Source organism: Edaphobacter sp. HDX4, assembly GCF_036877565.1.
Taxonomy (GTDB): Bacteria; Acidobacteriota; Terriglobia; order Terriglobales; family Acidobacteriaceae; genus Edaphobacter.
In genome coordinates this window covers 218,021-244,004 of the sequence record NZ_JAEDXW010000005.1, presented here as the reverse complement: position 1 = coordinate 244,004, position 25,984 = coordinate 218,021, and the positions used below count along the sequence as shown (strand labels likewise).

At 54.6% G+C, this 25,984-nt stretch carries 25 protein-coding genes; 10 read left to right on the top strand and 15 right to left on the bottom strand.

The features are described 5' to 3' along the window. Positions 1-232: 232 nt before the first annotated feature. Both JAO29_RS07665 and JAO29_RS07660 read right to left on the bottom strand, forming a co-directional pair. Complete coding sequence (locus JAO29_RS07665) at positions 233-796, bottom strand: YceI family protein (protein WP_334267607.1); 564 nt, start codon at positions 794-796, stop codon at positions 233-235. A gap of 55 nt (positions 797-851) precedes the next feature. Then, positions 852-1,982: an NAD(P)/FAD-dependent oxidoreductase gene (locus JAO29_RS07660; RefSeq protein WP_334267606.1), complete on the bottom strand. Its 1,131-nt coding sequence runs from the start codon at positions 1,980-1,982 to the stop codon at positions 852-854. Between the two features lie 165 nt (positions 1,983-2,147). Here JAO29_RS07660 and JAO29_RS07655 point away from each other — a divergent pair, with 165 nt between their 5' ends. Further along, positions 2,148-2,927, top strand: a complete 780-nt coding sequence (locus JAO29_RS07655) for a hypothetical protein (protein ID WP_334267605.1) — start codon at positions 2,148-2,150, stop codon at positions 2,925-2,927. Positions 2,928-3,021: 94 nt separating this feature from the next. Here JAO29_RS07655 and JAO29_RS07650 read toward each other — a convergent pair whose 3' ends face one another. From JAO29_RS07650 to JAO29_RS07640, 3 genes are all read right to left on the bottom strand, one after another. After that, positions 3,022-3,660: a DUF2306 domain-containing protein gene (locus JAO29_RS07650; RefSeq protein WP_334267604.1), complete on the bottom strand. Its 639-nt coding sequence runs from the start codon at positions 3,658-3,660 to the stop codon at positions 3,022-3,024. A gap of 67 nt (positions 3,661-3,727) precedes the next feature. After that, the gene (locus JAO29_RS07645) at positions 3,728-4,441 is read right to left on the bottom strand and encodes a methyltransferase domain-containing protein (protein WP_334267603.1); all 714 of its coding nucleotides are present in this window, start codon (positions 4,439-4,441) and stop codon (positions 3,728-3,730) included. Then, entirely contained in the window at positions 4,431-5,492 is a 1,062-nt protein-coding gene (locus JAO29_RS07640; RefSeq protein WP_334267602.1) for a type III polyketide synthase, read from the bottom strand. Before JAO29_RS07640 ends, JAO29_RS07645 begins: the two co-directional genes overlap by 11 nt. A 946-nt stretch (positions 5,493-6,438) precedes the next feature. On the opposite strand from JAO29_RS07640, the gene JAO29_RS07635 reads away from it, so the two are divergent. Both JAO29_RS07635 and JAO29_RS07630 read left to right on the top strand, forming a co-directional pair. Continuing rightward, complete coding sequence (locus JAO29_RS07635; RefSeq protein ID WP_334267601.1) at positions 6,439-7,116, top strand: response regulator transcription factor; 678 nt, start codon at positions 6,439-6,441, stop codon at positions 7,114-7,116. 238 nt (positions 7,117-7,354) lie between these two features. Next, positions 7,355-8,566, top strand: a complete 1,212-nt coding sequence (locus JAO29_RS07630; RefSeq protein WP_334267600.1) for an ATP-binding protein — start codon at positions 7,355-7,357, stop codon at positions 8,564-8,566. A gap of 325 nt (positions 8,567-8,891) precedes the next feature. Here JAO29_RS07630 and JAO29_RS07625 read toward each other — a convergent pair whose 3' ends face one another. The 3 genes from JAO29_RS07625 to JAO29_RS07620 form a co-directional block, all read right to left on the bottom strand. Then, entirely contained in the window at positions 8,892-10,484 is a 1,593-nt protein-coding gene (locus JAO29_RS07625; RefSeq protein ID WP_334267599.1) for a cytochrome-c peroxidase, read from the bottom strand. Between the two features lie 78 nt (positions 10,485-10,562). After that, positions 10,563-10,820, bottom strand: coding sequence for a catalase (locus JAO29_RS23470; RefSeq protein ID WP_442886339.1), 258 nt, complete (start codon positions 10,818-10,820; stop codon positions 10,563-10,565). Positions 10,821-11,004: 184 nt separating this feature from the next. Beyond that, positions 11,005-11,697 carry an MIP/aquaporin family protein gene (locus tag JAO29_RS07620; protein WP_334267598.1) on the bottom strand — a complete coding sequence of 231 codons (693 nt, stop codon included), beginning with the start codon at positions 11,695-11,697 and terminating at the stop codon, positions 11,005-11,007. Positions 11,698-12,513: 816 nt separating this feature from the next. Here JAO29_RS07620 and JAO29_RS07615 point away from each other — a divergent pair. Both JAO29_RS07615 and JAO29_RS07610 read left to right on the top strand, forming a co-directional pair. Next, positions 12,514-12,738, top strand: a complete 225-nt coding sequence (locus JAO29_RS07615) for a hypothetical protein (RefSeq protein ID WP_334267597.1) — start codon at positions 12,514-12,516, stop codon at positions 12,736-12,738. Next, complete coding sequence (locus JAO29_RS07610) at positions 12,638-13,102, top strand: TetR/AcrR family transcriptional regulator (protein ID WP_442886340.1); 465 nt, start codon at positions 12,638-12,640, stop codon at positions 13,100-13,102. The genes JAO29_RS07615 and JAO29_RS07610 overlap by 101 nt, the downstream gene beginning before the upstream one ends. Positions 13,103-13,462: 360 nt before the next feature. On the opposite strand, the gene JAO29_RS07605 is transcribed toward JAO29_RS07610, so the two are convergent. Beyond that, the gene (locus tag JAO29_RS07605; protein WP_334267595.1) at positions 13,463-13,654 is read right to left on the bottom strand and encodes a hypothetical protein; all 192 of its coding nucleotides are present in this window, start codon (positions 13,652-13,654) and stop codon (positions 13,463-13,465) included. Between the two features lie 311 nt (positions 13,655-13,965). Between JAO29_RS07605 and JAO29_RS07600 the strand changes: the two genes are divergently transcribed. Together JAO29_RS07600 and JAO29_RS07595 are read left to right on the top strand one after the other, a co-directional pair. Then, on the top strand, positions 13,966-14,427 hold the full coding sequence (locus JAO29_RS07600) for a hypothetical protein (protein WP_334267594.1): 462 nt from the start codon (positions 13,966-13,968) through the stop codon (positions 14,425-14,427). A 71-nt stretch (positions 14,428-14,498) separates the two neighbouring features. Further along, on the top strand, positions 14,499-14,624 hold the full coding sequence (locus JAO29_RS07595; protein WP_334267593.1) for a hypothetical protein: 126 nt from the start codon (positions 14,499-14,501) through the stop codon (positions 14,622-14,624). A 1,634-nt stretch (positions 14,625-16,258) separates the two neighbouring features. Here JAO29_RS07595 and JAO29_RS07590 read toward each other — a convergent pair. From JAO29_RS07590 to JAO29_RS07565, 6 genes are all read right to left on the bottom strand, one after another. Continuing rightward, a complete protein-coding gene (locus JAO29_RS07590; protein ID WP_334267592.1) occupies positions 16,259-16,930 on the bottom strand; it encodes a hypothetical protein in 672 nt (223 codons plus the stop codon). Positions 16,931-17,686: 756 nt separating this feature from the next. Next, entirely contained in the window at positions 17,687-19,360 is a 1,674-nt protein-coding gene (gene alsS / locus JAO29_RS07585; RefSeq protein WP_334267591.1) for an acetolactate synthase AlsS, read from the bottom strand. Next, positions 19,357-20,190, bottom strand: a complete 834-nt coding sequence (budA, locus tag JAO29_RS07580) for an acetolactate decarboxylase (RefSeq protein ID WP_334267590.1) — start codon at positions 20,188-20,190, stop codon at positions 19,357-19,359. Before budA ends, alsS begins: the two co-directional genes overlap by 4 nt. Before the next feature lie 182 nt (positions 20,191-20,372). Further along, positions 20,373-20,582, bottom strand: a complete 210-nt coding sequence (locus JAO29_RS07575) for a hypothetical protein (RefSeq protein WP_334267589.1) — start codon at positions 20,580-20,582, stop codon at positions 20,373-20,375. Between the two features lie 192 nt (positions 20,583-20,774). Further along, entirely contained in the window at positions 20,775-21,710 is a 936-nt protein-coding gene (locus JAO29_RS07570; protein WP_334267588.1) for an AEC family transporter, read from the bottom strand. A gap of 19 nt (positions 21,711-21,729) precedes the next feature. After that, on the bottom strand, positions 21,730-23,424 hold the full coding sequence (locus JAO29_RS07565; protein ID WP_334267587.1) for an NAD-dependent malic enzyme: 1,695 nt from the start codon (positions 23,422-23,424) through the stop codon (positions 21,730-21,732). A 337-nt stretch (positions 23,425-23,761) separates the two neighbouring features. On the opposite strand from JAO29_RS07565, the gene citC reads away from it, so the two are divergent. From citC to JAO29_RS07550, 3 genes are read left to right on the top strand one after another with little or no spacing between them, the layout of a single operon-like run. After that, positions 23,762-24,820, top strand: a complete 1,059-nt coding sequence (gene citC / locus JAO29_RS07560; protein ID WP_334267586.1) for a [citrate (pro-3S)-lyase] ligase — start codon at positions 23,762-23,764, stop codon at positions 24,818-24,820. Next, positions 24,817-25,110, top strand: a complete 294-nt coding sequence (citD, locus tag JAO29_RS07555; protein ID WP_334267585.1) for a citrate lyase acyl carrier protein — start codon at positions 24,817-24,819, stop codon at positions 25,108-25,110. The genes citC and citD overlap by 4 nt, the downstream gene beginning before the upstream one ends. Beyond that, the gene (locus JAO29_RS07550; protein ID WP_334267584.1) at positions 25,110-25,976 is read left to right on the top strand and encodes an aldolase/citrate lyase family protein; all 867 of its coding nucleotides are present in this window, start codon (positions 25,110-25,112) and stop codon (positions 25,974-25,976) included. Before citD ends, JAO29_RS07550 begins: the two co-directional genes overlap by 1 nt. The last annotated feature ends 8 nt before the right edge of the window (positions 25,977-25,984 follow it).

Sequence of the window (25,984 nt, the reverse complement as noted above, 5' to 3'; positions counted from 1 at the left end):
GAAGGGAGAGAGCGAGATCCAAGTCCTCTAGTGGGAATCTCCATAAGGTATATCAAAAACGCATCTCTGAAGGCGGCAACGGTGATCTCCATCACATGCTCCGAGAGACGGTTCACTAAGTTGAAGTGGACGTATGGTCACCTGAGTGTGGTGCGATTTGTCCCGGAGGTAATATGAAAGTCAAAATTCCTCTACACCATCGATACTCGCAATTGTGTTCTTCACGAATCGTTTACTTGGAAACCTGGCCAACTAGGTTGAGGTCCATAGCGACCTCACTCTCAACTCTCCAGAACATGAAGCTCGGGTTCTTGAGACCCCACTGAACATAGGGAACGACGAATTGCGCCCTCGCCGTTGCCTTCGATCCATCGATGTGAATCTGCATCGAAATCGTCAGGTCGTGAGGATTGCCAAGTAGGGTGAACACTCCGCTCACCTGAATGGTTGAGTCTCCCTGTGGCGCGATTATCCCGGCGTAGGTTTTGGGCTCAAAAGAGACAGTCGTGTACTGGTCCACTTTGAGAATGTCTTTATTCATCTTCTTATCGCGGCTTTCGTTACCGGTCTTCCCGCTGTTGGCCAGTACCACCACCGATCCCGACATCTTAGAATTGCTGGGGTCAAACTCAATTGATCCGGATTGAATGTGAAACGTGCCGTTGACGACCTCGTGCGTCGTGTTTAGCTTCATCTTGACCTCGCTGGAATCGGGATTGACAGCGAAGGTCTGACTCTGGGCTAGTGCGGCTGTAGCGAATGTGAGCGCAAGGGCTACGACTGCGAAGGATTTCATTGCATCATCTCCCCCTAGAGGCTTAACTGTCGAGTTGTTTTGGCGTGTCTCGATTTCAGTTGGCGAATGCTTGTGGAGCAACTGCGGCGGGCTGGGCGACACGCGTGAGTCTGGCTGTTACGCGCATCGCGCCGGGCCAGACCCTGAGGCAGAACGGTAGTACAGCGCGCGCGAGTGCGTTATTTAAGCCATCGGCGGCGACCTTAGCAAGTCGCATCTGGGGCAACATTGCGGCGCCTAGTTTTGGCTGAAAGACCAACGCCGGCTCCGCGGCAAGATAGGCAGTGGCGGCACGGCGGGCAGTGTGCAGAGCGATGGATATGCCATCGCCGGTGAACGAGGGGATTACGGCTGCCTGATCGCCGATACAGTAGAGCCCCTCCTCGGTTGCGCGCCGGATGTAACCGTATGGAATATGTGTGATGGTGATCGGTTTGTGGAGCAGCGGTTCCGCACCGTCAAGCCGCATCGCCAGGTGGGGACAGTCCTGCTTCATCTTCGCAAGGAGGCCCTCCCAGCGAAGACCTGAATGTGCAAAATACCGCCGTTGCACCACACAGCAGAAGTTCGTAATGCCGTCTTCCACCGGTTGGATACCTCCGTAGCCTCCGGAATAGAGCGTTAACTCGGAGGCGTTCGCGAGGTCAGCGGTCTGGGAGGCAGACAGACGGTAATACATCTTGAAGGCGACCCATTGGTGAGGGTCCTTCGGGCGACTGTGGCCACGCAGATCGTGCTTGCCCGTGGCGAGAAAAGCGGTGGGAGCTTCTCTGGTAGTGCCGTCATCAAGCCTACCCCGCCAGATATTGTCTGTACCACGGCTGAGGGACTGCACACTGCGACCGCGCTCTAAGCGGACTCCAGCCGCGACGGCTTCGGCAAGGAGCGCTGTATCGAGCGCCTTACGTGTGAGCGAGGCAGCGGGAAAAGGCAACGGCGCTTCCGCGGCGCGCCTGGCGGCCGCGAGACGAACGTAGTTGATGGGCACGGCACCTAGCGAGGCAACGTCGATGCCGAGCGCATGCAAATCTTCAAGAGCCTCTCCACTTAGGAACTCTCCGCAGACCTTATGGCGAGGTGTTGGCTCGCGTTCGATCAAGGTGACGCTTCGTCCCTTTCGAGCGAGTGCGATCGCAGCCGCACAGCCTGCCACGCCACCACCGAGTATCAGTACTTCGTCTTGCAAAGCCTTCCCTCCGAACTCAACAGATAACTAATCAATTTGTAGAGGACTCCATAGTTCTAGTAGACGTCGAGAAATTAGTTCGGAAAGTCATTCTGTACAAATCGTCATTTTGGAGTTGGGGCGCGAGCCGGAGGGAGCCGTCTAAGGTGTAGAACGAGGTATTTGATGAAGAGAAACGATGCTCTGGTAGCAGCTTTCTTTGCGATGACTTTGTGTGCCACTGCCGCGGCTGAACCTGTTTCAGTGAAACATATCCAAAGGCCGATGCACCGGTTTATGGTGGTCCGCTCCGAGGATGGAAAAACCATCGCCCGTGGTGAGTTTTCGCAGGTCGTGCAGGGCGATGAAGTAACGATGCGCCTGACCTATCACTTTGTCGATGGATCAATCGATGATGAGGCGACGACGTACCAGCAGCGGGGTACATTTCGGTTAGTGCGCAACCATCACATACAGAAAGGGCCGTACTTTACAAAGCCCATCGACTTTACGGTGGAAGCCGCTACCCGAATAGTGACCAGCCGCACGATAGACAAGAATGGCAAGATACACGTCGAGAGCAAACATATGGACCTGCCGGATGACCTGGCGAATGGCTTCGTTGGGACATTGCTGCTGAACGTGCCGCACAATACGACCCCGTTTCGAGTGGGGATGCTGGCGCCAGTCGGCGGCGGGCGGTTGATTCGGCTCCTGATCTCGCCGGAGGACGAGCAGACGGTTCACTTGGCCGGACAGACCCTCAAGGCGACCGTGTTTCGTATCCATCCCGAGTTGGGCGGCATCGTGGGGGTGATTGCGCGCCTGATCGGCCTTCAGCCGAAGGATGTGATGGTGTGGGTGCGGGAGGGTGAAGAGCCTGCGGTACTGGTAGTTGTTGGACAGCTGGGTGGGTACGGACCTGTAGTCAGCTCGGACCTGGTGGGGAGCAGCTTCGGGAAGTAGGTATATTTTACAAATCCAGATCACAGACGCGAAATGTGGATCTTCAACGATCATGGCGATGCCCTGAAAATCTGAGGACCTCTTAGCTGACGAATCAATTACGACGAGTGGTGAGCTCGCGCCAGCTAAGGCCGAGGTCCACGATCAGCAGGGAGGCAAGCGTAAACGCAATCACGCCGACGGCGGATAAGACGTCGCCTAGGTGGCTCCAGTAGCGGGGCCAGAGGTTGAGCACGCGGCTGGAGACGAAGGTAAAGGTAACTGCATAGGAGCGCGCCATCCATTGACGGTGCTGTGCGATTTGGCGGTTGCGCGCGGTCATAAAGGCGGCGGTGGTGCAGACCATCCAGGCGGCGGCCTGCATGGATGTTCCGGGAAGACCCGGACGGCCGGCTGCGAGACCGATGCCCGTGAAGGAACCAACAAATACTGAGATGACGTAGACGCGGCCGAGGATGCGATGGAGTTGTAGGTGACGCTGGCGGATTCGCGAGGAGAAATTGATGGGACCAATCAAAAGAGCGAAGAGTCCAGCTACCGTATGCGGGATGAGGAGATGACGGTCGGCAATGACCTGCAGACGGTAAGCGTGGTACATCGGATAGTCGGTGATGAGGAGCAGCTCTGAGGTAATGAAGACGAAGAGTACGGTGAGACCAAGCGAGACCCAGAGAATAGTCTTGAATCTGGAACCCGGGGAACTGGGCGCCGACAGGTTGGAAGTTGGTATCATTCGCTTCTCACATGGTTAGACGTGATGATGTGTGCCACAAGGGCGAGAGGCTCCAGAATCACCGACCTCATTTCCACCGCCCCACGCACAAGCGTCCCGGCCGCCAACGCTCCAGCGTCACCGCCTCTCGCGGGACCCCAGCGGCAGCCAGCAGGCGTACCCAATCCTCCTTCCGGAAGGCCCGCCGGAACGACACCGGCCCATCATGCCGCACCAGCCAGTGCCAACGCACCCACCCAAACATTCGACTACTCCACGCCGATCGCTCCAGATCATTGATAAACCAACCCACCTTCGCGGCAGCTTCCATCCACCTCAGCAACGCAACGATCTCCTCGTCCTCCAGATGATGTGCCAGCAGCGAACTAACGACGATATCGATCTGCTTCTCCGGTCGATACACCATTGCATCGCCGGTCACCCAGGTGATTCCGAGCTCCTTCGGCGTGGACTCCGCTGCTGCACGCGCAGCATAAGGATTCAAGTCGATCCCCGTTAGCTGCACAGGAATGCCCCGACCCCGTGCCCAACCTGCAACCTGCCGCAGTAGATCGCCGCCGCCACTGCCCACATCGACGATGTGTACCGGATCGCGCAATCCAAGCTGCAACTGCTCCAGCCAAGACAGCGTCGGTCGATAACCCAGCAGCCAGCGATTGACCGTTCCCAGACTGCGCAGGCAATCACGGAAGTCCTCGTAACTACAGTCTCCATCCATCAGCTCCGGCAACTCACGCGGAGAGACCCGCCGACTGAAGTCGATCTCTGCACTAGACCACATGGAAGCGCATCGTCTCCGCTATCAACCCCGGCCCAAACGCCATCGCACATCCGCGCTGACCTGGCCGCGCCTGCTGCATCATCCGCTGCAACACAAACATGACTGTCGCCGACGACATGTTGCCGAAACAGGACAGAACCTCGCGCGACGCCGCCAACGCATCGACCGGCAGCTCCAGTCCCTCTTCTACCGCATCCAGAATCGATCGCCCGCCGGGATGCACCGCCCATAGGTCGATGCCATCACGCGCGGCCATCAGTTCTCCTTCATGCAGCGCGCGGCCCAACTTTCCCGGAACCTGCCCGGAAAGGAGCATGTCGAAACCTTGCCCGCGAATCTTCCAGGTGATCAGATCACGTGTCTCCGGCACCATCACCGCCTTGAAACTGTCCAGCGCCAAACCTTGGTTACGCGCAGTAATTAGACTCGCCGCCGCGCCATCGGCGAAGACCAAGAACGAGAGCAACTGCTCCAACTCCTGGGTCTCCTGTAAGTGCAGCGTACACAGCTCAAGGTTCAACATGAGCACACCCGCCTTCGGATCTGAGCGCACAATGTGCCGCGCCAGTTTCAGGGCATTAATCGCGGCATAGCATCCCATGAATCCAACCATCGTGCGCTCCACGTCCGCCGAAAGCCCGAGATGTTCGATGACCTCAAAGTCCAGGCCCGGCGCATAGAGCCCTGTACAGCAGGTCACCAGCACGTGCGTAGTTCCAGCGCGTTCTTCCTCACTCAGTGCAAGCCGGTCCACGGCATTCCGCATCAGCACCGGAGCGCTCTGCTCAAACAACTTCATACGCTGCGGCGTGGTCGGAAACTTGCCGAACTGATAAAAGTCATTCGCGTTTTGCGGTGAAAATTCGCCGGGCCCTTTCTGCGGATCGAGGAATGAGTAGCGATGCGCAATATCAGCGCGGCTCACCATGCGGCGGAAAATCATGCGCAGCCGCGGGTCGACAAGCATCTTCTCTGCGAACGTAACGAAGTCGTCATGCACATCGTGCTCTGGTACGGCAGTGGCGATGCGATTCAGGTAAGCCGTAGTCATGCACAATAGGCCCTCAGCCGGATTGGATTAGATGTCGCGTTTCTCTTGGGGAAAGCTGGACCACGAAGAGACGACGATCCGGCGATAGTCGACTACTTGAGAGAACAGGCTCCGTATGCTCAGTACAACAGTTACTGGTTGAGACGAGACTTTTATTCTTTTGATAGCACTTTGCGGCACGAGAATTGGATGACGATTTGTTCATGGAGAACCGAATCACCGGTACGCCCCTGATTTTCGTCCGCCCACATGCTAAGTTACAGAACAGCAAAGCAAGATGCGCGACCGCGAATGTTTTTCGGAATCGGCATTCAGCGCTCTGCCGACACTTAGAATTTGCAAGGTCGATACGCCAAGATGACATCCGCAGCAGTACTCAAATCTGTCCGCCTAATACACCGCTACATTGGACTATTCTTCTCGCCGGCCATTCTCTTTTTCGCGATCACGGGTGGTCTACAGATGTTCGGGCTGCACGAGAGTGCTCGTGGTAGTTCCTACGTACCTCCCCCCATCCTCGTGCATCTCTCGCAATTGCATAAAAAGGGGACGCTTTACCTTCCTCCACGAAAGGCTGCTCCACCCAATTCGGCCAAGTCTGATGGGACGAAACCCGATGGACCAAAACTTGAGACCTCAAAGCCTAGGCAAGCATCCCCGGCCACACCGCCAACCCACTCGTTTCCCATGAAGATATTCTTCGCTGCCACAGCACTTGCAGTTGCCGTATCGACATGTACGGGCGTCATAATGGGCTGGAAGTATGCACGCCGGAAATCGATCGTTCTGCTCACCCTTGCGGCAGGAGTCCTTATTCCGGCTATCCTGGCCGTGGTATAGAGTTTCCCGACTCGTTCATTGCCTAGGGGGACGCAGATGACACAATCGTCATCTTGCAGTCTATTCGAGCATGCAACTCATGAATCAAATTGTCTTACCATGATTTATGCGACTTCTGCTGGTCGAAGATGAACCCGAGATTCAGGATTTCCTAAAGCAACCCCTTGCCGATGCGGGTTACGAAGTCGAAACAGCTAAGGATGGGCGAATTGCGTCTCAACTTGCGTCTGCAGGCAAGTATGACGTTCTGGTAGTAGACCTTGGCCTCCCGGATCAGGATGGGATTGATTTGATTCTTCAGCTCCGGCAATCTGGGGTAAGCAGTCCCGTGTTGATACTTTCAGCCAGAAGATCAGTCGACGACCGCGTCAAGGGTTTAGAACAGGGTGGAGACGACTACCTGACCAAACCCTTTGCGCTTGCAGAATTGTTAGCTAGGCTGCGCAACTTGGTGCGGCGCAAGCTGGCAGCGAGCGAAGAGGCTACGCGATTGCGCGTACTGGATTTGGAGTTGGACTTTATCAGGCGCAGAGCCTCTCGGGGCGGAGAAGTCTTAAATCTAAGCCCGCAAGAGTTCGTGCTTCTGGAGTACCTTTGTCGACACGCCGGGCGAGTTGTTACACGATCTATGCTTCTCTCCGAAGTTTGGGGAATGCGAATTCAACCCGACACCAACGTCGTAGATGTACACATCTATCGTCTACGCGGCAAGGTGGATACGGAAGGTCGTGAGCCGCTGATCAAGACGTTACGAGGTATTGGTTATGTCCTCAAAGACCGTTAAGCCTCTCATGCACAGCGCCGCATGGCGTATCTCGCTGTGGGCGACGCTGGCATTTGCCATCGGGACAATGTTGGTTTTTGCGATGCTGCATCGCTTTGTAGCGAATGACATTCAGCGGCGGAGTGATGCTTGGCTCTCTGGAGAGGTCGCGGTCCTCGGTGATGTTGCGGGTCGAACGCCCAAAGACCGACTTTACGGTAGGGTTGTGGGAGAGGTAGCAGAGCTTGCAAGCAGAGAGGTGCCGGATAAACTCCGCTCCAGCAGCAATGAAAATGACTCCGTCTTCTTTCTTCAGGCTGGGGACAGGGGGACGCTGAAGCTTTGGGTAGGTGCCGGTAACGGGATGCCAAACTTAGCCGCGATTCGCGCGCGCAAGTTCATTTCCGATGTCCCCTACGACTTGGATGTTAAAGGATTCGTTCATCCTTTTCGAGTAGCATCGGTACGACTTGATGATGGGAGTCACATTTATCTCGGACTCTCGGAGCGAGATGAATTACGCGTACTAAGAAACCTCCGTCTCCGCTTCTTCGGTCTGTGGCTGCTTATTGTACTTTTCGGTTCCGCAATTGTCTTCTTCGTGACCAGACGCATGCTTGGTCATATTCGCGAGATCACTGAAGCGGCATCCAGAATCGGACAGTCTGACCTGAGCAGCAGAGTTCCGACCAACAGACGCAACGACGAGATCGGGCATCTGGCGCGAACGCTCAACCATATGTTGGATCGAATAGAAAGTTCGATACACCAACTGCACACCATTACGGAGTCACTGGCCCATGACCTCCGTAGTCCATTGACAGCGATTCGGGGGAAACTCGAGATCGTTCTGTCGGGCGATCTCAAGGTCGAGCAGAGTGAGCCGATTGTCTCGGCCATCGATGAGCTGGATCGATTAGCAGAGTTCCTGAATACTTCACTCGATGTTGCTGAATTGAAAGCTGACGCTCTGAGGCTTTCTCTCGCAGAAGTCGATCTCGATGAGCTGATTCGAGCCATGATCGACCTGTACGAACCCAGTATGTCCGAGAAAGGACTTCGAGTACATCTGCGCAGTGCTGGTCCGGCTAAGGTTCTGGCAGACGCAGCTCTTCTTCATCGGGTAATCGCAAACCTGCTCGATAATGAACTCAACCATCTGCCCGCGTCATGCACAGTCTCGATACGACTTACTACAAATGAAACCACCGCAACCTTGCTTGTGGAGGATGATGGTCCAGGATTTGCTACCGAGATTGGCCGCCAGATGTTCGAACAAAGGGTAAAAGGAAGAGAATCGAAAGGTCGTGGGCTTGGGCTGGCATTTGTCGAAGCAGTAGTGCATGTACATGGTGGAAGCGTGTCGGCGTCAAACCGTCCTGAAGGAGGGGCCCTGCTGTCGATCACATGGCCTCGCAAAACAACGGAGACTGCCGACACTCTGCACTCTATTACATCGGTCAATAGGTAGGCTCATGCAGTTTGTGGCCTAAGATCGGCGTGACCCTGAAGATGAACAACTCGGAGCGCTCTATCTTTGGCTTTCCCCGTTGCCCTCCCGCAGCGATGCTGGCAGCTTCGGGGTCCGGAACAGGAAGGGAAACTGCGGACAGATCGCCTGCTGGATGTCGCTGCAGAGGTGTTCCTGGAACTCGGTTACGAGGGGACTACGCCATCGGGAGCGCTTTGAATGCGATGCTCGGGATGAGGCATCGGCCAGTGCGAGCGGCATCTTCCCGCAAAAGAAAACGGCGCCGATCTTCCGGCGCCGTTCGTTCAAGTGGAACGAATCATCCTCAGTGCTGCATGCTTTCGCGGTACTGGCGGATGTTTTGCTGAATCACGTTTGTGGTAGCTGAGTTCGTCGTATAACCATCCGTCAGCGTCTTCATGAAAGCCACAATGTCGTCTTCATCCTGATCCGACAATCCAAGCTTGCCCACTGTGGTGTTTTCGTTCTGTGACACCTCCGGTGCGGGCCAGCAGGTCTTCTTCTCATTTGGATCGTTGGTCGTTGGGCACACCGAGTCGCGCGTGTTGTAGAAGTGCACGACCTCCTTCAGACTCTTCAGGTAACCGTTGTGCATGTACGACTTCACAAAGCCCGGATAAGGCCGCATGTCGACGTTGCGCAGCGTGGGTACCTGGTCCTTGCCGTAGAACTCAGGAGCATACTGCGTCCACGACTGATCCGGAGCAGTACCGCCGGCCAGGAATGCGCCCACTCCCATGTCAACATAGGCAAGGCCCTTTTCATTGGCAACATAGCCATATTTGTCCGGCTTGTTCTCGTAGTAGTAGGGTATGTTGAGGTTTTTCGGCAAGCCGAGGTTGGAAGAAGTGAAGTCGGTGAATATAGGAGCAGCATCGGCGACCGTTCCTCCGGTGACTCCGTTGGCATTGCCGCTAAGATGACAGGTGTTGCATTTTGCCTGACCATTGAAGAGCTCATAGCCATGCTGTTCCTGCGAACTTAGCGTAGCGGTGCCGGCAAGATAGGCATCGAATTTGGAAGAGAAGGCGTTGATGTCCGGTGAGGCCTCATAAGCAGCAATGGACAAAGCAAACTGATCGTAGATCGTGTTGGCCTTGGTGCGGTCTTCAGAGCTGAGGCTCAGTTGTGGACCCACACCGTTGTTGCCCGCTGGCGTCGTGCAGACCTTCTCCGCCTCGGCAGGCCAGTTGATGGACCCAATGGTCGAGCCCCATACCTTTACGAACAGCGAAACATAGCGGCTGCTTGCGACACGGTACGCAACGCAAGCGCTGTCGGGCAAGCCCATCTCCAGCGGATTCGTCGGCGGTCCTTGCGCCTGCTCAGCTGAAGGACTCTGGAGTCTGGCCCCGGTCGCACGCATATCCCAGAAGTTGCCTCCGTAGAAATCATGCTGGGTTGGGTTGAAGTGCAGAACCGGCGCGAGCGTTGCGTAAGTATAGGCCATCGGCTTGCGTGCGCTGAAACGAGTCCGTACTGATCCGGGATAGGACACAGTCGTGAGGTTCAGAGTCTGGCTTGCTCCGGTGTAGCCGGTCTGCGGCATGTGACAGGTGCTGCACGCTTCGTTCTTATTGACGGAGAGGCTGCGGTCAAATATCTCCAGCTTGCCCAGCGTCTGAATCTGGTGCATGGAGTCGAGATTGGTATCGATCAGCTTTAATGCTTGCGCCTCGGTCTGATCAATTTCGGCATTGATGTTTGCAAGTTCGCCCATCGCTTGCGGCGGCAGAAAGCTGTTGGATGCTGCGTTCTGGGACTTGTAATTGCCTTCATCCTGTCCCTCCGGCTTTGCAAAAACTGTTCGGACGGTTACAAGACAAAGTGCAAAAACAACACAAGCCGCCGCGAGGCGACCCAGGGGGAGCGTTCGTTCTTTCTCTGGCCGATACATTGATACCTCATTGCTTGTGGAGGATGATTGTGGCGTGGACACCGAGATTCCGTGACAATTTTCAGCACCGGTCTCTGGCTATTTCGCAGGTATCGTATGAAACTGCGAAATTGCCAACTCATGAGCAAAGGTTTTCCGATAAGGTCTTGTATAACCGCTGACATCCTCGGTAATGGTCAAGGTTCCGAAGGCGCCGCCGCCCTTGGCTTGCATGACCCGCTCAGGGACGCGCTCGCGATTAAACTGAGCAAGCTTTCGACCAGGTAGACGTCGTGCAGCACGACGGCACCGTCGGGAATAACGGTCCTTGAGTGCTCGTCCGATGCAACCGGACAACCAGCGGTGGTGGTAGTTGATTTCTCATTTGTCTCTTCTTGCATACTTCATTAGCCATGTATATTCCTCCAGCATTTTGAGAGTTAACGCGGTTGGGTGTGATAGAAACCGGGGCTGCTGCTGAGCGGGCGAGCAGATCCGGGAAGAAGTCGAGATGATCTAATTAACTGTGCGAATAGCTGTCCTAGCGGGTAGCGGATCGTCCAGTTGCTGTTTGCTCTTCCGGTTGATCTCTTAAATCGGATCGCGGAACATCTTCGTCCGGATTGAGTGCCTTGAAAGCAGCCGCCGCCACTGCAGCGCCCGCAAAATCAGCCACCAGGTAAATCCAGATATTCGACCAGGACGACAGCCCGAGAATCGAGATACCTACCGCGACTGCTGGGTTGAACGCACCACCGGAAATGTTGCCGACGGAAAACGCCCCTATCAGCACCGTGAATCCGATCGCTAGTCCGTAAAAAGAATTGCCTGATGTACCCTTGGCCGTAGCCACGTTAAGCACGACGTACACGAGCGCAAAGGTGAAAAGAAACTCTGCCAGAAGCGCGGGGCCTGTTGCAGGTTGGAGCGGTGCAACAGCGGCTCCCTCTTTTAGAAATTTGACAGCGTAGGCGGCCAGCCCAGCTCCGATGACTTGAAAGATCATGTACGGCGCTACGTCTTTGGCCTCGCACTTCCCACGCAGCCAGACGCCCAGCGTAACGGCAGGATTAAAGTGTCCCCCTGAAATATGACCGCCCGCAAAAACCATCACCATGAGCGCGGAACCGATTGCCAGCGGGGCGAGCGGACCAGCACCTTGACCGATGACTGTGGACCCAATGGTCAGAACCAGAAAAAAGGTTCCGATGAATTCAGCGACGTACTTGTTCATGAATAGCTCCTTCGACTCTCGATTAAGACCTCTTCAGCCGATAACGACCTGTGGCTTCGGCTCGCGACTCCGTTATCCAATGCCAATTTTCAAGGGAACTCGTACTCTGCTTGAGAGGCAGACTAATAATCTCGCTGTGCAAAGAAAATGTTTGAGGCGAGTAGGTCGCCATCTCTCGAGTTCCTATTGTTGCTATAGCGAATTCAATCCATCCTTGATATTCAGGAGCTGATCCCATTAGCTTCCGTGGCGAGTGCTTCTCGCCGCCTACTTTCTGGCGGGATGCTCGATGGAATGCACGTGCGTTGCCATTGCGCGGAATGCCCCACTTCAACGCAAGCCATTGGCAATAGGAGAACACGCGACAATGTGGCACACATCTGGCTGTCACAATCTCGACTTGAACTGTCAACGCTTTGCCCCCTGTTCGACTGAATCTCCACTCCAGCTCAACCCATTCCCTTTGACTGGGCCAGATCAGTGGGAACCGCAGGATTCCGTTCCTTATGTCCCGCGACCATTCCGTTCGTCGCGGTGGCGGTTTTTGAAATGGGTATGCGAACTCTCCGGCTCTCGGGCGCGGGTCGAAAGCGACAACATTTCCGGCAATAAACGGTTTCAGCCTTCAGCTCGCGACTCTGTTATTCAATGCCAATCTTCCAGGGAACTCGTACTCTGCTCGAGAGGCAGACAAATACCATTCTGGCCTCAAATCTGTCAAAATAGTACCAATCAGTACAATAATAATGAGCATAGTTGCTTCTGAGATTCAGCAAAGAAGGCAGATTTTTTTCAAGCGCAATAAAACGAGGTGACATGGCCAGACCGAAATCGGCCGGACTCGATCTGGAACAGGAAGAGAAACTGCGGACAGATCGCCTGCTGGATGTCGCTGCAGAGGTGTTCCTGCAACTCGGCTACGAGGGGGACAAGTACAACTCTGATTGCGGAACGCGCCCACGCCTCGAAACAGACGTTTTACGCTCGATTTCCGAGCAAGGAGAAACTCTTTCTCGCGATCATCGATCGGAAGCTTGCTGAGGTGTTCCAACGTTTTCAGTCGCTGCTGCAGCCAGAGGGCCCAGTGCGCGAAGCCCTGCTTGACTTCGGAAGAATTGCACTTGAAGTCTTGCTCTCACCAGAGCACGTAGCGCTGGTACGAATCGTTCAAATGGAAACTAATCGCTTTCCCGAGATTGGCAAGTCTTTCTATAAGAGTGATCCCGGGCGCGGTTTGAAACAGCTAGCCGGATATTCCCGGGAGCAATCCCGCCGCGGCACCCTGGCGATCGAGGATCCAGATGCGGCAGGGGAGCATTTTCTCGACCTGATCGCCGGTGGATTCCTCGGGGAAGATGTTGCTGCGCGTCGACGAAGTACTCTCAAAAAAGCTCTAGCGATATAAAGTGCAAGCGGCAATCGAAGTCTTCTCGAGAGCCTATGGCAAAGTGGAAAAGTTAGCGCCCACAGCCAAATAACTCCATGCTCTCCGGAAAAAACGGGTGGGAGCAGGGAATAATCAGAGCCCGCTGGCCGGATCCATCATCCCGGCGAGACCAAGGAACGGTCAGGGCCGCTCAATCTCGAACCCATCCGGAGCCATTTGATCGATCGTCTCTGTAGATCCAAGAGAACGCGTAGCGACACCGAGCGTGCGGAGCACTCGGACAGTCCGATGGTTGTTGTGCTGGAGAGACTCTGTACCCGTGAACTGTATGCCTGGTGAAACTTCCATCGGACGGTGCTAAAGCTTCGGAGCCTAAGGTTAGTATCGTTTCCTATATCGGGTTCGAATCGTCGTGCGGCCTTCCGCAACCACGTCATGGGCGAAGTCCAGTGCCCACTCCTGGTTGGCTTCGGAGGGTTTCCCGTACTCCACGCGTATCTCAGTCTCGCAATACTGCTTGATGTCGGGCGGGCGAAGACTCTCAAGCTCTCGGGTCTTCTGCTCTTGCATGAGTTCAGTCTGCGGCTCCGGGTTCCAGGTGGCTATGCAGGCGGGCGACTGGTCTTGGCTCAGAGCATGAGGGATGTCGAGTGATACATGTGAGTCGGAATACCGTCTGACAATGACATCATTCGGACACTGTAGACGCGAACCATTCATCTTTCTTCTTGTTGATATCGCACAGGCTCATCCAGAACAGGAAGAAAAGAATGAGTTTGCGCTAATTCCTTGACTATTTGGGATGGAGCTGCCCGAATGGCTCGTCGCGTGCCCTAAGAAGAGAAACCGCATTGAATACGCAATGCGATCAGGAGATATTTATGATGAGCTTCGGTAAAGTCGTTCTCACTATGGTACTAACTTGTCTAGTCTCTGCTATCCCGGTCTCGGCACAGATTACCAACGGTCTGGATTTCACTACATCCTTTCCATTCTATGTTGGCAATGCTCAAATGCCAGCTGGATCTTACATGGTTACACAATCCGATATGGACGACACGATTCTGATCATCCGGAATGACGATGGATCTCATGCTGCGCTTATCGACTTCACACCAACACAATCAGACACATATCATGCAAACTCAGATGTCACATTCCACAAATATGGCAACACTGAGTATCTGAACCGGCTTTGGGTCGAAGGACAGCAATACGGGATGAAGGTTGTGCCGACCAAGGCGGAGAGCAAACTGGCTGCTGCGACTAATACGGTTGAACATTCCTTAGCCGCGAATAAGCTGTCAGGGAAAGGAGAGGCGGCAGCCGTTGCGCCTCACTAATGCGTGACCAATTCGGTTGCCAAAATCTGCAAGGCCGCGTGATCGTTACAATCAAGATGAGGTCACCCCGTATGGCATCGCCATCGAATCCGGAGGCGTCGACGGTCCGATGCGCGCGGCAAGCCGATATTCCGGTTCGCCGCGCGCATCGTGACCTGTTCGCGGCCACGGCCGTTCTCTACACCGTACAACCCTAATCCACAGAATGGAGCCGCTTCAAATTGAAAGGCCAGAGCGGAACGAAGTGATCCTGAAGTTGCTGCTGACGAACCTGAACCATCCGCACGACTTCGATCAAACAGCGAATAGCTTCGGAGACTAGGCAACGTCTTAATGGGTGGAGTTGCGAGTCACCGCGTAATAGTGTGTGAGGCCCAGCATCAGCTGGGTGGAAGAAACGGTCGCGCAGCTAGTCATGCGATTGTCGGTGAACAGTTGGCGAGGTCGAGATTTAGACACTCATATTCGACGACCTCAAAGAGGTGCAGCCTGAAGATCAGGTTTTCAAGTACTTCGCCGAACTCCGCATCCGCCGATTCTGGCTCTGCAATTGCATTTGAGATGTGCATGTAAGAGGAGTTTATTCCGGAGGTGGTGCAATGCGTTCTGAGCTAGTTTTTGGCGCGATGGTTAACGTCTCGAACCACTTTCTCCTTACCAAACTCGTGTCCCGGGCGACCCGTAGATTCCACCGGCCGCATGATCGCATCCAGGAGACGACGAATGCTGTGTTGGTGCGCTTCTATGACATGAATCCCCTAGCAAGGACAAGGCCGGTTGAGATACCTACTAAGGCCCCGTTGCACCGCGCGAGCTGACGGTGATTCTAAATTCGACTGTAGATCGGGAGATGCTGGTCAAACCTCGCTGGCTTTGTCTTCTGAGCGACATCCTCCGCTGACCCGGCACTCGGCTGGGACACACCCCCCCCATCCACTTGGCTTCAAGGGCTGAGCCTCCCAATTCAGCCCAACCCTTCCCATTCAACTGTCAAGTCCGATCAAATGCACCGACTCATACCCACAATTCGTCGTAGCTGCGGTATGGTCGGCACTCCGACGGTATCCCAGTCTTTAGTCGTTTGATGGCACTGCGGGTAGATGATGACGACGGAGTGGTTTGCCTTTGTCCCGGATTTACATTGAGCCCGACTGCCACTTCCGTTTCGTGAGAAGCATGTGGCCCAAGACCGATTGGACTTAGTCCAGAAGATCTGCCAACCCATACCCGCTCGTTACCGCAAGGGCAGCAGCGAGCGCCCGTTTGCAAAACAAATGTCACTGTCAATGGAGAATATAGAGCCGACAGCGCGGTGGCAGAGGAGCGCAAAAATCAGAACACGTTCGGGTGTCAGTCTTTTGCCACTCCTTGTTGACATTCGTTCCCGCTGACCGCCTGCATGGTGGTCCACAGTAGAAGCACCTCTGTTTACCGCTAGATCGGCGGTCTAGCGAACGGGATTCAGCTGGCACGTGGACGAGTCTATTCCGTGAATCCGGGGAACGTCTACGATCCCTCGGCGGTAAGGCTTGTCATTCTGGAATCGACTTGCTTGCCTTCGTAGCTACACCTGTAACTTCTAACTTTCCGAAGATGTCGGGGCGAGTCCATTTCAAAAACGTTCCCGTAAACGGGTGGCAACTAGCTGGTGTAACCGCAATATGGGGTGGCACATCACTCTCGGTCTACGGCATAAGTGGTCTTAACGCTTTTGCTCAAGTCCTCAGCCCATACGAACTCACGGGTGCGTGCGATCAGTGAAAAGGAATAGCGATGCGGCAGCGATGCTGATGATGAGAGATGCCCGGCCACGTACCCAACGCACCAGGCGCTAACAGATACCGTAACGCTGGTGGCCAAGAAAGCACTGCACAAAGAGCAGATCCATTTCGCCAGTCAGGTCACAACCGATGTCTTCTGTTGCAATGATCGTGCCCGCGAGCTCGCGGCCGATTGCGACATCCTCAATGCTGCAATTCAGCAGAGCAGCGCATTCCTTTTCAGAAAGACCTTCGATGACCGACATAACAAACACAAACCGTTCGAATAGGCTGAGGGAAGTAATGGCTGCAAACGGCTGGTGTGCTCCTGGAACCAAGGGCCGTGCGCTCCCATAGAACGACCAGTAGTACGCTTGTTTCGGCGCAGGCCTGATGATCTGGATCGCTTGCCTGAGCATTGCGCGACGACCATCCTGTTTGGCCCATTCCAGGAATCCGCCTCGGGATTCCACGTACTCATCCAGAGCTTTGAAAAAACACCTCTCGGCGACTTGCCTGTCCGCCGTAACCAGAAACGAAAGCAAATACAGACCGTTCATTTGATTGATGAATATCTCTGCATAGTCGGTGGCGCCTGCATCCTCCTGCAACGAATCGTCGAAGATTGGTGAAACGTTGATATGCATTTTCTTTCCCGCCTTCCGTTTGCCGGCTGTCTGCCGAACACGATCGTCGGCAGCTTTGAGTTCCGAACTTTCCTGTCGTTGTATCAGCGACTCCATCCCGCATTGATATTGAGGAAACGGCTTGGTCGTGCCTCCGCCGCGTGAGCTTTGCCTCTACCCTCGGGCGGGCACTCCATGAAGTGCACGTTCGTTGCCATTGCACGGAATCTCGGCCTCTGTGATGTCGGGATACAGGCGTTACGAGTTGCCGATAAGGATGCCGGTGGCAAACACCAGGGCCCCACCCAGCAAAACCTGGACTGCTGCCGTAACCGCTGGAGTTTCCATGTACCGGTGCCGGATCCAGGTCTCATAAGGTTATTTCCGCCATTGACCCAAGCATTCAAAGTCCCGATGGAGCAATTTCGCTGCCACGAGACTCTATGCCTGGTAAACAGAACTACTACGCGATGTCGCGGAGAATTCGAACGATCCCCGCGCAGCCGTCCACAGGCGGACAGGATGATCGTCTGGCGTGTCAGAATTCTGACACCGAGCACCCTTCCCGTCGGCTCCATGACACGCAATGCAGGCAACGCTTGTAGACCTTCGCCCAGCCTCCGCATTCGGCTTCTTGGTGTAACGAAGAGGACCGATACGAGGGGCGCCGACCTGCGCTCTAAGGCCCATTGCGACAGCTCGTGCAAACCGTGATTAGGCAATCGAGCACTGACGTGAACTTCAATGGCGGCGAAGATCTGCAGTCGTCGCCGCAGTCTCTTCGAGTTTGTATCTATTACCGACTGTATCTCCGAGATAGATATTCTCTTGTTCCAGCATGTGCAAACGTTCTCTTGAGTAGCTTCGCAAGGCTCAGTTCAGAGCCTCAGGATGCACGATGTTCATCAACTGGCGATTGTCACTGTAATCAACTGGAATGCCGATAACTACAGGACCTTCCATGTTGAGGGCCTTTTTTATTGTGGAAGAAATCTGGTCTGGAGCATCAATCCTTAGTCCCTTGGCGCCAAAGCTCTCCGCGAATTTCACCGTGTCTACTGGACCAAAATCCACACCTGACGCCCGCCCATACTTTGAGACCTGTTGGAAACGTACCATGTCATAAGAACCGTCAATCCAAACCAACTGGACAAGATTGCACTTAAGTCGAACCGCAGTCTCAAGCTCCATCGCCGAGAACAGAAACCCTCCATCACCAGATATGGAAATCACCTTTTCCCGCGGACGGACCAGGCATGCGGCAATCGCCCAAGGCAATCCAACACCGAGCGTTTGCTGGCCGTTAGTCATTAGTACTTGTCTAGCACGAAAACTATAAAGATACCGCGCCAGCCAAATGTGGAACGAGCCCATGTCCAAGCAGAGAGTCATATCATCGCTTAGCAGGTTCTGAAGCTCGTGTACCAGACGCATCGGATGAATCGGTACTCCGTTCATCGCAGCTGCGCGTTGCCCGAACGTTATGCGCTCCTGCGCGATGTTGTCGAGTATGGAATTGGGTGTTGTGATTGGTCTATCAATCTCTTCACTCAGGGCGTGAATCGTCGCGGCAATATCGCCGATTAATTCGATTTGCGGTTGATATTCGTTGTCGATATCGCAACGGAGTACATCGATGTGTATAAGCGGGCGCCTTTTGCCCGCGTTCCAAAGACTTGGCTCGCACTCAATGGGATCATAGCCGACAGTCACGACCAGGTCCGCGGCATCAAGAAGTTGATCGGCGGGCTGATTGTGGAATAAGCCTATTCGTCCGCCAAATTGATCGAACAACTCTCGCGAGACAACGCCAGCTCCTTGATACGTGCACACTACGGGAACGCGTACTCTCGTCAGTAAGCGACGTACTGCGTCTGTCGTGCACCTCTGGCTGGCAAGCAGCCCCAGCAAGATTACCGGCTGCTCTGCAGCATTGATGAGGCGAGCTGCTGCAGTAATGGATTCCGCATCTGCGGCTCCGAGCTTGTCGGGCCTCGCGGGCGTCAAAACGTCCCCGTTCGCCGGCCCAACCATGATGTCTTTAGGAGCAGAGATGAATGCAGCTCCCGGGCGCCCCGATTCCGCTGCGCGGAAGGCATTGGCTACTACTTCGGAAATTGATTGTGATGAATCAATTTCGGCGCTAAACTTTGTGATCGGTCGAAACAGGCTGACTGTATCCATGCTTTGATGGAGCTGCTTCAACCGATCAGCAACGGACACTGCGCCACCAATTGCGACGACTGGGTCACCTTCGGAATTAGCGGTGGCTAAGCCGGTGACCAGATTGGAGCATCCTGGTCCCGAAGTAACCAATGCGACTCCTGCTCTCCCCGTCATGCGTCCGATACCACCTGCTATGAATGCGGCATTTTGTTCATGCCGGCAAACAACGGTCTTGATCTTCGAATCCAGCAGGGCATCAAAGACTTTGTCGATTTTTGCTCCAGGTATGCCGAAGACATATTCAATGCCTTGCTCTTCGAGACTTTTTACGAGCAGTTCGGCGCCAGATCGTGGACTCAGTTTTCTAACGGGTGTACTCACTTTTTTGCTCCTTCGGCTTTGGCGAGGTCGGCTGCTGGATCGCGGCGTAAGTCTGCTTTGAGGAAGTCCTCGGTTCCGGGAAGCGCCACGTGATAGTTGCCCTCTCGTTGAATTTGCAATCGCAGGTTCAAGCCTCGGCATTGCAGAAGATGACCACCATGCGCGCGATCGTCTGATAAGAAGTGCAGATGATAGCCAGGAACATTAAATGTTCGTGCATACTCTGGACTCCAAAACCCAACTAATGTTCCCGATAGATTTCGAAACTCAAATTCAGGTTGAACAGCCGCAGCTTGCACTAACGGCACGCCTTCTTGTGTTCGGCACATTGCTCGCGTGCGCACGTACTCAAAAGTTCCATCCACCCTCAAAGCATAGAAAAGGTTATCGGAGGTCCGGAGTGTGTCGAAATGTAAACCCAGTGCGTTCATATCCGTGCATTGCTCCAGAGTGACTGAAAGATCATGTGTAAATCGAGTAATGATCGCAAACGGTGTCAGCACATCATCCTGCACTTCCCGGACAGAACCATCACTGAGCACCTGAAAGCAATCTCCATTGACGATCACCATCTCGCCATCAAGTTCTTCAAAGGTCCCGAGGCCAAGATCACCATGCTGCCGGAGGTCTCCAACGCGTACCGCCCCTTGATATATCCCTTCGACAAGAGCCGTAGCCGTTGAAACCTGATAGAGCGTGTGATGACTTAGTTTGAAGTAATCAGCGAGCGCACAGTTGACGATACGAGAAACAGGTTGTCTCGTTCTGTTCGCGTGAGCTTGCAGCAACTTCCATAATCCCGACGAGACCGTAGATTCTAGATAGGGCATATCGATTTCTTTCCGTTCGTTTGGCCACCAGTCAGGACCGTAGCGCCACTCGGTTGTAAGAAAAACGTGTAATTGCGTAAATTGCTCACTTCGGATGCACCACTTGAATCACAAACGAGAACTGCCAGTCTGGTGCCCCGGCCGGACGTTGACATTGAGAACGCCTGCAACTGAGCATCGAGTCACCGTCGCCGACTTGCCAATGTTCCCCTAACCCACCGCCCCCCCGGAACGGTCCACATGTTTCTGCTGCTGGCTTTCCAATTGGCGGTGTAGGTGGGTAGGCGGGCGGCATACCGACCGTTCGGGAAGTTGTCCATCCCGAAGTTGGAGTAACTCCCGTATTGCAGCTTGATCTGATCCGCCACAGGGTTCTGCGTTTTCTTCATCATTTCCTCCAGGCTGTCCTGTTCCTGCGCCATCAGCGATATGTTGCGAGCAGAATGCCAGCGAGGTTGCCAGCGCGATCCTATTCTTTCTCATATATAGCCTCCTCTCTCTTTCTAGGCTCTCCGGGTTAGCGAGCTCCTACGGCGCGGTGACCCGGTGCAAAGTCTGCCCGGCGATCATGTTTCCATGAATATCTACATCTTCCGCGTCAGCAGAAACACAACTGGGATAGTCGCAAATGCGAGCACTCTAGTCGCAAGAATCGTTGTGGAGGACTCGGACTGTAAAGTTCCGTACTCTTCTGCGAACATGGTTGTAATCACAGCTGAAGGAAGAGCTGCCAACAGGATGGCTTCGCGGGCGAGCACGCCCGACACTCCAAATATCAGCACGGTTACAACCATGGCCGCGGGCTGCACCAAGTTCTTGATGAGGCTGTCGACGCTTACAGCGGCCGTTAGCCGGACCTTTTCTTCCGCAACGATGAGCCCTACCACGAACAGGGAGAGCCCGGTTGTCGGCTGTCCGATTAAGTGAAGCGAATTGATGAGTACGGCAGGTATGTGCACATTGAGAAGGACTACTGCGGCTCCAATAAACGGAACCCAGACCCTTGGTTCACGTATCGCCTTCGCAAAGCTCTTCATGAATACATGAGTGCCGGCGCGCGCGTTTTTCGGTGAGTCCAACTCAAGCAAGACTGAAGTAAGCGGAACAATCAGTAGCGTTGGGACGAGGTTCGCGATAACGATCGGATAGAGACTGGAGGGTCCAAACAACTGATGTAAGATGGGCAGTCCCATGAAGACCATATCGGGAAAGGTTAGAAGACTGGCCTTCAGCGTCGCTTCGTCCAGACGATAGGGTAAAAGATAGCGGCAGACGAGCAAGACCGTGATGTACGGCACCATCAGGCCGACGAAGAAGATCAGCGGTACCTTATAGTTCAGAAGATCCGCGCGCGGGGTTTCCAGGATTCCAGTGAGCAGTAACGGTGGAAGCAACCAGCTAAGGATCAGTTTTGTCAGCGTGGCGCGGTCGGCAATGCGAAGGGATTTGCGCCCTGCCAAATATCCCAGAAGGACGACAAATGCGACAGGGATAAGAGTTGTAAAGATAGTGTCAATCACTTATGTCACCTGTCGCCCTTCAGAAGGCTGGGTACTGTGGCGTCCATTGAGCTTGAGTCACGCTTTGCCTTAAGACTTCCTGAGTCATCTTCGGCGCCACACCATCTGCCTGCGCCGCTTCGGCTACTGCTACAGCAATCTCGACTGTTACCTCACGTGCCGCGGTCAACGCTGGAAGCAGCGGCGCAGTGGGATCTCTCAGCGCGGGAGACGCACTGGCGAGAGCGCGGGCAGCGGCGAGCATCATCGAATCCGTAATGCGCCAAGCACGCGTCGCAGCGACGCCCAGTCCAACAGCAGGAAAAATGTATGCGTTGTTGCATTGCGCGATAGAAAATTGCTTCCCTGAAAAATCAACAGGTGGGAAAGCCGTTCCGGTTGCGACGAGGCCGCGCCCGTCCGTCCAGCGAATCAGGTCCGCAGGCTTCGCCTCGGATTTATCCGTTGGGTTCGATAGCGGGAAGATAATTGGCCGCTCCACTTTGCGCGCCATCTCGCGGACTATGGCTTCAGTGAATGCCCCTCCGGCAGTCGAGAGCCCGATGAGAGCTGTAGCATCGATATTCTTGATGACCTCTTCAAGACCGATCGTTCCAACCGGTGGTTGCGACCAACTCGCGACAACTTCGCGTGGCTGAGCGTAGACGCGCTGGTCAGGCGTAAGATCGGTTCGTCCAGTGTGCAGTAATCCCTTTATATCCACCATCCAAAAGCGACTGCGTGCCTCCGCCTCGGAAAGGCCTTCCTGCACCATGGCCGCGCGGAGATAATCGGCTACGCCGATGGAGGAACCGGCTCCGAGTAAAACGAATTGTTGATCGGTTAACTTCTCTCGCGTGACAGAGACGGCTGCCAGCATCGCGGCCAGCGTTACGGCCGCAGTGCCCTGGATATCATCGTTGTAGGTCAGCAATTCGTTCCCGTAACGCTCGAGAATGGGTCTGGCGTGCGCGGTGGACAGGTCTTCCCAGTGAAGTAGAGTGTTGGGCAGTTCCTTCTTGACAGCGTCGACAAACTGTTCCACGAAGGCAAAGTAATCCTTGTCGTCGCGTCGCTTGTGCCGCCAGCCCAGATACTCCGGATCGGCAAGGCGCTCTGCATTGTCAGTGCCGACGTCTAGAACGACTGGCAATGTCCGCATCGGGTGGATTCCACCGATGAGCGTGTACAGCGAAAGCTTTCCAATGGAAATGCCCATTCCTCCGACGCCTTGATCTCCAATGCCGAGAACACGCTGACCGTCTGTAACGACCATCACATCAACTTCGCGATTGGGTCGGCTTTTCAGTATTTCTCGGATCGAGTTACGTGCAGGATAGGAGATGAAGAGTCCGCGCGGCCGGCGATAAATATGGCTGAAGAGCTGGCATCCCATCGCCACAACTGGCGTGTAGGCAATCGGCATCATTTCCTCGAGATGCTCAGCGAGCAATTTGTAGAAGAGCACCTCGTTCGTATCCTGCAGTGCACGTAAGTAGATGTGTCGTTCGAGATCGTCGTCTTTTCGTTTGAAGGCTTCATAGGCGCGAACGGATTGCTCCTCCAGTGTTTCAACCTGTGGCGGCAACAAGCCGTTGAGCCCCAAACGAGCGCGCTCTTCATCAGTGAATGCAGTTCCCTTATTTAGAGCTGGCGAGTTGAGCAGGGCTGCAGCGTACGAATCAATTTGCGGAACGCCCCTCTCGATCACATCTGTAGCGCTTTTTAATAACATTCCATCTCTCCATTCCCGACGTTAGCGGCTTCCATCTGATTGCCGATCTGTTCGCCACCACAGTCAGTTGCAATTGTTGTTCCAACTTCCGCAGGTCGTCCGCAAGGGCGACCGTCCTGCTGAAAACACTGAGCGGGTGTTTGCGTTTGGGAATTCCTAGTACGCCGTTCAAGTGTCAATTGGTGGACGAAGTGTCATGATGGAGACACTTCACCGTGGTCACTCTCCACCCCTCGACGCGGTCGAGCGGCCATTCCTACGATCTCTCTCCTGTTTGCAACAGTCTGCGGAGAAATTGATTTGGTCCATGATGTGCTTCCCTAGTTCACGAGAGCGTATGAATATAGACCTCAAATTCTTTGCTGTGCGACCAGAAGACGCACCGGACGACGTGGCCGAAGCGAGAGATCTGCTCGCGACCAGCGGACTGGACTTTGACAACCACATCGAGTTGCTGGTTGTGTGCCGTGGGGATGGGCGCCTGGTTGCTTGCGCGGGCCTGGATCACAACATCATTAAGTGTGTAGCAGTCGCACGAGAGTTTCGCGGCGACTCGCTAAGCCTCCGTCTCGGCAGCGAGATCATCAGCGTGGCCGCCCAGATGGGGCGTTTTCGGTTGTTCCTTTATTCAATGCCGCACAATCGGCACCTTTTCCGCGGCTGGGGATTCTATCCACTGGTCGAAGTACCTGGCGTCGTGATCCTGATGGAGAACAGTCCACTCGCTCTGCAGAGATATTGCGACTCTCTTCGATCGCAAAGAGTGGCCGGAGAACGGATTGGCTGCGCTGTATTAAATGCAAATCCCTTTACGTTAGGTCACCAATATCTCCTGGAACGCGCTGCGGCCGAATGTGATTGGCTGCACGTGTTTGTCGTCAAGGAAGATGCGTCCACGTTCTCCTATGCGGACAGGTTTGCAATGGTTGCTGACGGCGTGAAGAAGATCCCGAAGGTGACTCTGCACCCCGGTTCCGAGTACATCATCTCCCGTGCGACCTTCCCTGGTTACTTCTTAAAAGACAAAAAGCCGATTGCCCATATCCGGGCGGCCATCGATTTGCTCCTTTTTCGGGACCATATTGCTCCGGCTCTCGCAATTAATCACCGCTATGTTGGCACCGAACCTTTCGACAGCGTTACCAAACTCTATAACGCTGACATGGAGTACTGGCTGCAGCGTGCGCCCTCTCGAGCACCAGTCATCAAGGTTGTCGAGGTTCAGCGAACCTCAATGGACGGCAATGCGATCTCAGCTTCTGCGGTCAGGCAGCTGCTGTCGCAGTGCGGTATGCATTCGATCGAGAAGTTAGTACCGGCAACGACACTAGAAATTTTAGAACGGACATATTCGGCAAAATCACAACTCGCAGTGGCAGGAGATGATCAAACATGAAAATTGTTAAAGAGGCTGTCGCGGGCACCCTGGAATCCAGCGATGTGCTGGTGAAAGTTTCCCCCAGCGATTCAGGAACACTCAACATCGTCATTCACAGCGACGTGATTAAACAGTTCGGGAACCAGATCAGAAGGGTCACTGTCGACACTTTAGGCAAGCTTGCCGTTAGTGAGGCAACGGTGGTTATCGAAGATAAGGGTGCTTTGGACTATGCGATCCGAGCACGGGTCGAGGCTGCCGTTTTACGCGGCGCGGGCTCTGAGGAGCTGGATTGGAGGCAACTGTGATGAAAGCTCGTCGAAGCATGCTTTTTGTGCCGGGTGACAACCCCGCAATGCTCAGCACGGCTTTTGTATATAAGCCGGATTCCGTAATGTTTGACCTGGAAGACGCTGTGTCCCCGCGCGAAAAGGATTCTGCGCGACTTCTGGTCTTTCACGCATTGCAGCTACCTGCTTATCGCGAGATTGAAAAGGTCGTCCGCATTAATGAGCTCGACACGGACTTTGGCCTCAAGGATCTCGAAGCTGCGATCCACGGCGGAACAGATGTCGTGCGCCTCCCGAAGACCGAAAATGCTGACGCCATCCTCGAGCTCGAAGTGCACGTCGAGCGGCTGGAGAAAGAATGCGGCCGCCCGGTTGGCCAGACCAAGCTGATTGCCGCTATTGAATCCGCGTCCGGCGTCGTGAATGCGGTCGAGATAGCCAGAGCCTCGCCGCGGATGATCGCCATCGCGATCGCTGGATTCGATTATTTGGTCGACATGCAAACCGAGCGCAGCGGTGGATCCGAGCCGGAATTGTTCTATGCTCGCGCTGCTATCCTTCACGCGGCTCGTGCAGCCGGCATCGATGCCTTTGATGTTGCTTACGGCAAGGTGGATGACGACGAAGGCTTTTTGCGAGAGGTCCAGATCGCAAGGCAGCTTGGCTTTAACGGAAAATCTCTCATCCATCCTCGACAAGTTGACCTCCTCCATCGCGCTTACGCACCGACGAATGTGGAGTTACAGCGTGCAAAGCAGATACTGGCGGCAGCCGAAGCCGCTCGGCGCAACGGACTCGGCGTGGTCTCACTCGACGGCAAGATGATCGATCCGCCGGTGATCAAAGAAGCAGAAATGGTGCTGAGCCGCGCCCAGGTAGCGTAAACCCTTTG